The organism is Acinetobacter sp. UBA5984, from assembly GCF_002429925.1.
Classification (GTDB): domain Bacteria; phylum Pseudomonadota; class Gammaproteobacteria; order Pseudomonadales; family Moraxellaceae; genus Acinetobacter; species Acinetobacter variabilis.
In genome coordinates this window covers 1-9,718 of record NZ_DJBE01000034.1, presented here as the reverse complement: position 1 = coordinate 9,718, position 9,718 = coordinate 1, and the positions used below count along the sequence as shown (strand labels likewise).

Annotated in this window: 4 protein-coding genes; 2 read left to right on the top strand and 2 right to left on the bottom strand. The window is 44.5% G+C overall.

What is annotated here, in order from left to right; genetic code table 11:
- Positions 1-200: 200 nt before the first annotated feature.
- Positions 201-836: a 2-polyprenyl-3-methyl-6-methoxy-1,4-benzoquinone monooxygenase gene (coq7, locus tag B3J29_RS05240; protein ID WP_005235962.1), complete on the bottom strand. Its 636-nt coding sequence runs from the start codon at positions 834-836 to the stop codon at positions 201-203.
- 3 nt (positions 837-839) lie between these two features.
- The gene (locus B3J29_RS05235; protein WP_005235961.1) at positions 840-2,159 is read right to left on the bottom strand and encodes an MFS transporter; all 1,320 of its coding nucleotides are present in this window, start codon (positions 2,157-2,159) and stop codon (positions 840-842) included.
- Positions 2,160-2,333: 174 nt separating this feature from the next.
- On the opposite strand from B3J29_RS05235, the gene B3J29_RS05230 reads away from it, so the two are divergent.
- Both B3J29_RS05230 and B3J29_RS05225 read left to right on the top strand, forming a co-directional pair.
- Complete coding sequence (locus B3J29_RS05230; protein WP_286964542.1) at positions 2,334-5,090, top strand: autotransporter assembly complex protein TamA; 2,757 nt, start codon at positions 2,334-2,336, stop codon at positions 5,088-5,090.
- 38 nt (positions 5,091-5,128) lie between these two features.
- Complete coding sequence (locus tag B3J29_RS05225) at positions 5,129-9,652, top strand: translocation/assembly module TamB domain-containing protein (protein WP_005235958.1); 4,524 nt, start codon at positions 5,129-5,131, stop codon at positions 9,650-9,652.
- Positions 9,653-9,718 lie beyond the last annotated feature (66 nt).

Genomic DNA, 9,718 nt, shown 5'->3' with positions numbered 1-9,718 from the left:
GTTGTGCGGTAGATTTTGTGTGCAGGCTTCTTCATTTGAAAATTATATCGCTGAAAAAGCCTTTACAGATAGGTTTGTGCAACAAAGCCCAGATAAAATAATGATAAATAAAAAATTTAAAAAAAGAGTTCTTAAAATATTTTTTCCTTAATTATTTTGATCACAATAAAGCCCTCAAAAATGAGGGCTTTATTTGATACTTAAATATAATAACTGGTTTTGGTCATTAACTTGGAAATGCCGGTCATGGCAATCTTGACGGGAAGCGGTAAATCTACGCCGCCCGCAGCCAAAGCTGTATCACGGTGATGCAGTTCATCTTCATTCATCTGTTCTAGAATGCGACGTGAGCGTTCATCCTGTGCTGGCAGCTGATTAATATGATGCTGTAAATGCATACTCACTTGGCGTTCGGTTTCTGCAACAAATCCAAGACTGTATCTGTCACCCGCAATGCCGGCAATTGCACCCATCCCAAAGGAAAGGCCGTACCAGACCGGATTGAGTAAACTGGTATGGCTATCCAGTTCTTGTAAGCGGTCTTCACACCAGGCCAGATGATCTTGCTCCTCAATTGCCGCCTGTTCCATTTCCCGACGTACATTTGGTAATTTCGCGGTTAATGCCTGTCCATGATAAAGCGCCTGTGCACAAACCTCACCACTATGATTCACACGCATTAAACCAGCCACATGACGGGCATCACTCACGGTAAGCTGGGTTTCAACCGGTTTGGCTGGATTTTCCCGTTGTGAGGAAGTCGTTCCTGGAACAAGACTGCGTAATGCCTGGTCAAAAGAATGAATAAGCTTATCGACACCTGTATATTGACGCATGAATTAATCCTCCAAAGGGGCTTTTGCGGTTTTGATCATCGGTTTCAATCTATAAAGCAGCCATAAAGTAAACAGGCCACTCAACACTGCAGTAATACAGAAAAGTATTTTAAGATCAAACTCTAGAACGCTTAAAATAATAATCGAGAATATAGCAGAAGATACCATGAAAACGGCATTCAGGATGTTATTTGCTGCAACTACACGTGCACGATGTGAGCGGGGAGAATGCGCTTGCATCATGGCATACAGCGGCACGATATAAAAACCGCCACTGATGCCCAGTAAAGTTACCGCCAGCATCACATGATAATAGCTCCAGCCTTGCTGGAATACATCTGCCAAGCCGAGTAACGTACCGGTACGTTCCGGAACAAAGGCAAGACTTGCTGCTAGATATAAGGCAAAAACCACGAGACCAATAGCACCAATCGGTACCATTTTAATATTGACCTCAGTACCGCCTAATCTGCGGCATAAATAAGAACCTAAACCGATCCCGACAGAGAAAAAGGTCAGTAGCAAACTGGCGACATTTTCAGAAGCATGTAGGTTTTGTAAGGTAAGCTGTGGAATCTGAGTAAGATAGGTTGCCCCATAAAACCAGTACCAGGAGTTACCCAGCAGAATTAAAAAAACCAGCGGTAAACTTTTGGCATATTTAATGGTCTGAAAGCTGGTCCGGAAAAAATTCCAGTCAATGTTGATTTCAGGCGCTGGAATGCTCTGCTTCAGAATATAACGACTGGAGAGATAGCCAATCACGGCGATACTTAACACCGTCAGGCTGATCCAGATCAGATTGCCTGTAGAAGCAGCAATGACTGCACCACCCAGAATCATACCGAATAAAATTGCTAATGAAGTGCCTGACTGGAACAGCGCGTTACCTGACATCAGTTCATCTGGTTTTAATACTTCAGGCAAAATGGCATATTTAATCGGGCCGAAAAAAGTGGATTGAGTGCCCATTAAAAACAGGGCGAACAATAGCATCCATAAATGACCGAGCAGGAAGCCAATGGTGCCCAGAATCATGATCACAATTTCAAAAATCTTTAAATAGCGAATCAGCTGGGAACGTTCATATTTATCTGCAATCTGGCCTGCCGTCGCAGAGAAAATAAAATAAGGCAAAATGAACAATAGTGCAGCAAGGTTATTTAAGGTGCTAATACTGGCTGATTGTTGCTGAATCCAGCCATAGGTAATCACCAATAATAATGCCTGTTTAAAAACATTATCATTCAGTGCACCAAAAAACTGGGTTAGGAACATGGGTAAAAAGCGGCGGCTCGCTAACAAATGTTCATTGTTGTTCATATAAGACGTGCTACATTAAGATTTATTAAGAAATGTGAGATATACGTAAACATTGAGAAAAATCATGTAAGATACTTTCGTCCATGTAAAGGCAAAACCCAATAATTTAAGTTCTTTAGCTTATCTTTTTCGGTCAAATAATCAATTAAAGAATGTATTCGTTTAGAGTTTGCTATGCCCGCAAAGAGAAAATTTAAACAAACGATGCTAAATCGTAGTATGGGGTCTCTCGTACCGTATCATGGCCGAGCCAGGCTATGTATGAGTATATTTTTCATGATGTTATCGCATCAGGGCATGGCACAAACCGAGCAGACGGAAACTCCGGTAGCACTATCTCAGGCAGAAATGATCGAAGAGTTATCCCAGGAAGCCGTACGACAAGGGGTAGCTACGACCGAAGCTGAAGCAACAGAAAAAGTTGAAGAAGCTTTAGAACTTGAAACTTCGACTGTAGATAGTATGCAAATGCTGAAAGAACAGCAGACTATGGGAACGTCTCTGGGTGAATTTCAGCCAATTGAGTTTGATGATTTAGAAAGTCTGCCGGTGCAAACGATTGACCAGAGTATGGCCAATGAGATTTATCAGGTTGCGGAAGAAGCGAAACGCGAGGCGCAAGCCTATCGCCAGACCGCGCAAACTGAAACAGTAGTCAATGATATGAGTCAGCAGGAACTAGTTGAAATCAATCAGGCACCTGTGAATGTTGATCAGCTTATGCAGTCCATTCAGGCCGATAGCCAGATTATTGTCCAAAGAAATGAGTCGGGTGCGACCTTATCCGAGTTGCCTGCACCAACGACGCCTGAAAATGATAAACGCCCTAATATTTTCAAGCGACTGTTTTATAAAATACGTCCACCTCGCCAGATTATGACCGCCAGTTTGCCTCGGATCAGTGCAGATGTGGTCATTGTGAATGGAAATGGCACTGCACAAAGCAATGGCGGATTGAATCGTAAAGCTCAGTCAGAAGGTTATACGAATCTCAGAAATAATGTAAAAGCTAAACTTTCTAGCTTTACCCAGGAATCCTTTGAAGATTTTTCATCTGCATTACCGCAACTCCGTAATCTGTCCAATCAGGCTGCCCAAGCTGTAGGTTATTACAATGCCCAGTTCAGATTTGAAAAATTATCAGATAGCCGGGTCAGAGTTTATGTAACCCCGAATGAGCCGGTCATTATCAATACCCATAATATTGAGTTTAGTGGGCCAGGTGGTGAACAGCCGCAGTTCCAGGTTATTAGTCTTCTACCTGAACAGGAAGAAGGTGATATCTTTAACCATGGGGATTATGAAAAAAACAAGGACCGGATTAATACCGCAGCCAGCAACAATGGTTATTTTGATGCTTACTGGCGCTTGCATGATGTGCGCATTGCCCAACCCGAAAATACAGCCGATGTGAATCTGCGCTTTGAAACAGGTGAGCGTTATAAACTGGGTAATGTAGAGTTCAGGATGAGTGATCCTGAAAAAGAAATTCCACTGAATCGTGATGTACTGGAAAGTCTGGTCACCTGGGAAGATGGTGCTGACTACACCTTCTGGCGTGTGAATAGCTTGGCCAACAACCTGACGAACTCACGTTATTTTAACTATACGCTGGTGGATACAATTCGTCCTGATCCTATTGATCGAGAGCTGGAACTGGCACCGGATATTCAGAGTCTGATAGAAGAACAGAAGTTTTCAGAAGATGAAATAGGTGTGGCCAAGAAAGCTGCACCGGCATCCAATCAGGAAGTTACACAGGATGTGGTGGATGAAGATCAGTTCGCCGGTAGTCGTGATGCAGAAAATCCAAACTTAAGAACTTTGCGGGTTCAGCAGCAGACCAAAGAAGACGAAGAAGAACGTTTAAAGGCTCAGGCTCGTGAAGAGAAAAAAATTCCGGTGATTGTGACACTGAATGCAGACCGTCTTAACAGTGCCGAAGTCGGTCTGGGTTATGGTACGGATACCGGAACACGCTTACGTGGACAATATCGCCGTGCGATCGTAAACAAACGTGGTCACTCATTTGATGCCAACCTTGAATTGTCACAAATCCGTCAGTCAATTGATGGCCGTTATAATATTCCATACAACCATCCACTTAATGACTATATCAGTATCGTGGGTGGTTATGAACGTGAAGAACGTGATGGTGTGGCCCAAGGTGATGGCCTGTTAATTGAATCCGCGGTACTTGGTGCTGACCGGATTATTAAAAATCCGCGTGCTAATTGGCAACAAACTTACGGTCTACGTTACCGTCTGGATCGTCTGACGCAGGATGGTTCGGTTGATTTTAGCCAGATTCCGGAAGCATTCAGATTCAATACTGAAGATGAACAGCAGTCTTTACTGGTGGGTTATGAAGTTTCCCGTACTGATAGTGATCGCCGCGTGAACCCGACCAAGGGCTTTAAGCAAACCTATAAAGTCGAATTGGGCAGTGAAGCTCTATTGTCTGATGCCGATATGGCGATTGTGAATGCAGGCTGGCGTTTTATCTATTCACTGGGTGAAAATGCCGATCATCAGTTTGTTGGACGCGCGGATCTGGGTTATATCTTTACTGAAGATTTTGCCAAAGTACCTTATAACCTGCGCTATTTTAGTGGCGGTGATCAAAGTATCCGTGGTTTTGACTATAAGAGTCTTTCTCCAGAAATTGAAGGCTTTAAAGTGGGCGGACAGGCTTTGGGTGTGGCTTCACTGGAGTATAATTATCAGTTCAGGGAGGGCTGGCGCGCTGCAGTATTTGCGGATGCCGGAAATGCCTATAATGAGGATTTTAGTAATCCGACAGAATATGGTGCGGGGTTGGGGATTCGTTGGGCTTCACCGATTGGCCCAATTCGTTTAGATGTGGCGACCGGACTGTCGGATGACAATTATCCGATTCGTTTGCACTTCTTTATTGGCTCGCAGTTATAAAACATTTATTAATTAAAAAATAGTTATTTGGGTAGATCATGGTCGAAAACCAACCACAGCCAGAACAAGAGCAACAACCTGAAGTTGTGCCGAAAAAGCGCCGTATATTTAGAAGTATTCTATTGTCGGCCCTTTTTTCTCTTATTTTTCTGCTGTCTGTACTGGCGATCCTGTTTTCTACCGATAAAGGCAGTAAATTCCTGCTCGATCAGGTGATGCAGCGCCAGGAAATCATTCATTATGAATATGAAGGTGGGAACCTGTGGCGCGGGATTATCCTGAAAAATGTTCTGGTTACCCTGAAACCGGTCGATGTCAAAATTGACCGTGCTGATGTCAAGCTGGGTTGGCGGGCGATTATCAAAAAAGAAATTCATCTGACTGAAGCAGATGTACTGAATTTACAGATTATTAATAAAAATCCGCCAAGTGATGAGCCATTCAAGTTCAATGCAATTCGTTTACCGTTTGTATTGCGGGTTGATCATTTACTTCTCGATCACTTGGTGATTAAGACTCAGACCAATGCAGTTGATTTTTATAATATTGAACTGAATGAAGCATTATGGTCAGGTACCGAGCTGAATTTCGAAGATTCCCGCATGGACATGGGCTATCTGTCGGTACGTGAAGCTACTGGGAAAATGCAGTTTGAAGGTAAATATCCACTAGATGCACGCGGTATTCTAAATCTGCCTTCACTCAGAGAAAGCTTGAATATTCATGATATTCAAGTACGTGCTAGAGGCACACTGGATACCATTCAGGCCGGGGTCGCGACCAACACGCCAGATTTGCTGACAGGCTGGGCAGTTCTGCACCCGATGCGTCCTAATGTACCCATGCGTGGTGAACTCCAGTTCAAGCAATATCACTGGCCAATCCTGACAGAGCAAAAACTGTTTACGAAAGATGGTGTGGCTGAGTTTAATGGGAATACCAAGCGCCTGGATCTGAATGTCCGCACTGATATTGAAGGTGAAAATATCCCGGATGGGCAATATACCGCAGTGATGTACACCGATCTGGTCAATCAGCTCAATATTACTGATCTAAATGGTCAGCTGATGAAAGGTTCGGTAAGCCTGGCAGGTACTGTAGGCTGGGCTGATCAGGTGGATTGGGATCTGACAGGTCGCATGAATGGGATTGATCCGAAACATCAGCGAATTCCACAGGTGGTGCAGGACTTTCTGCCACCAAGTCTGGACGGTAATATTGCCTCTACCGGTAATCTGGAAAATGGCCTACATTTAACAGGACTGGTGGATTTTGACCGCTATGAAACCTGGAATATCAAGCTGGATCAGAAGCCGGTTAAAGACAATAAAGCTCAACCGATGTTACTGGATGTAGCCTGGAAAAATATTGACCGTGCTGTGCCTTATATCGGCTGGTTAAAAAGTGAATCAGGAGATGTCGATCTGGTACTGGTCGAAGGCCAGCAAAATATCCATGTCGCTACCCAGGTTGCTCAGCATGAAGAAGGACTGTTACCTACAGGAATGTATCAGGCACAACTAAACCTGAAAAATAATATTCTGAATGTTCCAAGTTTTAAATATAGTGGAAATGGACAGGCCGGCAGTCTAACAGGTAATGCACGGGTTGAACTGCCAGAAGAAAAACGTCAGCTCAAATGGTCCGCAGTATTAAATGCCCAGAACCTGAATACTCAAACTCTGGCTGCAGCTTCACCAATTGACCGCTTGAATGGTCGGGTAAAAGCCAGTGGTTATGCACGCCCGAATCAGCAAATTATTAATCTTAGCGGTGTAGATCTGACCGGACGACTGGCTGCGCAAAATGAAACCGTTCATCTGACAGGTAATAGTAATATTGCCTTGTTGTTCCATGATGAAAAAGTAGGTGGCGGATTCAAAAGTTATGCGGTCAATTATGATGGTGCATTAAGTGCCAGCCAGATTAAGGCCAGTCAGGGATTGTTGAAACTGCGCTTGTCAGGTACGCCTGATATGCTCAATATCAAGGAACTGCGTCATGATGGAGTCGCTGGAAAAATTAATGCCAATGGTCAGGTGAACTTGGCAAATGGTATTGGCTGGAATGTAAATGCCTCTCTGGTGCGTTTCAAACCTCAGTATTTTAATGCCAAGCTTAAAGGTGAATTGTCTGGCAATCTGCAAACCCAAGGTGTCTGGTCGGATGCAGTGAAGCGTGTCCAGATTCAACGCTTAAATCTGGCCGGTATATTGAATAATAAACCGGTACGCGGTAAGGGTAATCTGGCTGTATTGATTGACTCCAAGCAGCGTGGTTTTGTACCGCAGCAGTTTGAAGCCAATAACCTGTTCCTGTCTTATGCCAGCAACCAGATACAGGCCACAGGTAATGCACAAAATCTGCAACTTAAAGTGAATGCGCCGGCATTATATGAGCTTTATCCGGGATTAAGAGGCCGGGTACAAGGCTATATTAATATGCAGGCACAACCGCGTTTACAAGCGACTGCGAATCTGGCAGTGGACAATTTTGCCTTCAAGAACCTGTTTAGCGTAGACAAGATTCGGGTACGTGGCCAGTTACCGACTTCACAAACCACACCGACTTTATTGACTGCGACCATGGATCAGTTGCGTAGTGGCAATAGACAGATTGTACGCGGTGAAGTGTCACTTGCTGGAACGCGCGCCGCGCATGTGCTACAAGTTCAGGCTGAAAATAAGCTGTCTAAATTCTTTGTTCAGCTCGCAGGTGGTTTTAATGCACAAAATAACTGGTTAGGCCAGATCCAGCGCGGTGATTTCGACTCACTGCGTACTCATCTGGTGCAGCGTCAAAATGCAGCTGTAATTTATAACACTGCACAGTCGGATCTGTTTGTTGGCGCTCATTGCTGGATGAGTCAGCAAAGTCAACTTTGCTTTGACCAGCCAATTCGAGTCAATAAAACTCGAGGTAGTGCTTCATTTATTACCCGTAACCTGGATTTGGCTGACTTTAGTGCCTTCCTGCCAGAAGGCATAGCATTAACCGGTAAAGTGAATGGTTATGCCAAGGCAGCTTGGGCACAAGGTGCTAAACCGAAAATTGATGCTCGTCTGGTAACCCGCAATGGGGTGATCGGCTTATCTTCTGATGATCCGGAATATTTAGGCTCGACTTTAAAATATGATGAAGTGGGGCTAGTCGCAAAAAGCGTGGCCGCTGGATTACAGATTCGTCTGGATGTGAAAACGCCGGATATTGGTACAGGCTATGCCAATGTAATTATTGATCCATATCGTGACAATAAACCAATGCGTGGCGAGATTGCCTTTAACCAGGTTCAGCTGAAGGTCTTTAAGCCATTCATTCAGGATGTGCGTAATCTGGATGGTACCCTGTCGTATGCAGGTAAAATTAGCGGAACGTTAACCGATCCATTACTTGAAGGTGAAATTCGGGTTAAGGACGGGGCGATCAGCATGATTTCATTACCAGTCAATCTAACCAATGTGCAGCTCTATTCATCAGTCCGTCAAAATACCGCGACTATTAATGGTGCATTTAATAGTGGTCGTGGTGCTGGTAAATTAACTGGTTCTGTAGACTGGAAAGGTGATCCTCGCGTACAGCTTAAACTTCAGGGCGAAAATCTGCTGATTCGCCAGGCACCGCTGATTACTGCGGTGGTTACGCCTGATCTGACCCTGGATATGTATCCGTTCAATAAAAAATTGAGCTTGAGTGGTAAGGTCGATGTTCCTCGTGCATTGATTTCTATGCCTGAAGCGTCTGAACCTGTTGTGGGCTTGTCTTCTGACGTACGCGTAGTACGTGAGGGAGATGACCAGCTCGCCATTCTGAAAGCGGCACGTCCATGGGATATTCGCGCAGATGTTGCAGTGTCGTTAGGAAATCAGGTGATCTTCCAGGGCTTTGACAGCCGTATTCCACTCTTAGGTCGTGTCAATCTGACACAACGTGGTCTGGAATCTGCGATGCGTGCCAATGGTGCGATCGGGGTATCACAACGGGTGAAAATTGAAGCTTATGGACAAAGTCTGGATCTGAACCGTGCAATTGCACGTTTCAATGGCCCGTTGTCGAATCCAACCCTGGATATTGATGCCAATAAATCCATTCAAGGTAGCACGGTGGGTGTACGTGTCACTGGTACAGCCTCAAGTCCTGCCATTCAAATTTATAATGATGCTGGCCTGTCTGAACAAGAAGCGTTGAATGCTCTGATTACTGGTCGTATTAATGAAGGGGCTTCAGGCTTGAGTCAGGCAGAAGGTTTCAGATCTGATGTAAATAACACCATTGCAGCCGCAGGGATCAGTCTGGGCTTAGGCGGTACGCGTGCCTTGACCAACCAGATTGGCCGCAGCTTTGGCTTGAGCGGTCTGGCACTGGATGCACAGGGAACCGGGGATGATACTCAGGTGTCTGTAACCGGTTATATTACGCCAGACTTATATATCCGTTATGGGGTTGGCGTATTTACCCCAGTAAACAAGTTGACTTTACGTTATCAAATGAATCAGCGTTTATATCTGGAAGCCAGTCAGTCTTTAGAACGTGCAATTGACTTATTCTATAACTGGCGGTTCTAAGCTAATAAAAAGCCCTCTAAATGAGGGCTTTTTTATAGGCAAGAGTGTCCCGTCCTGAAATAAGTT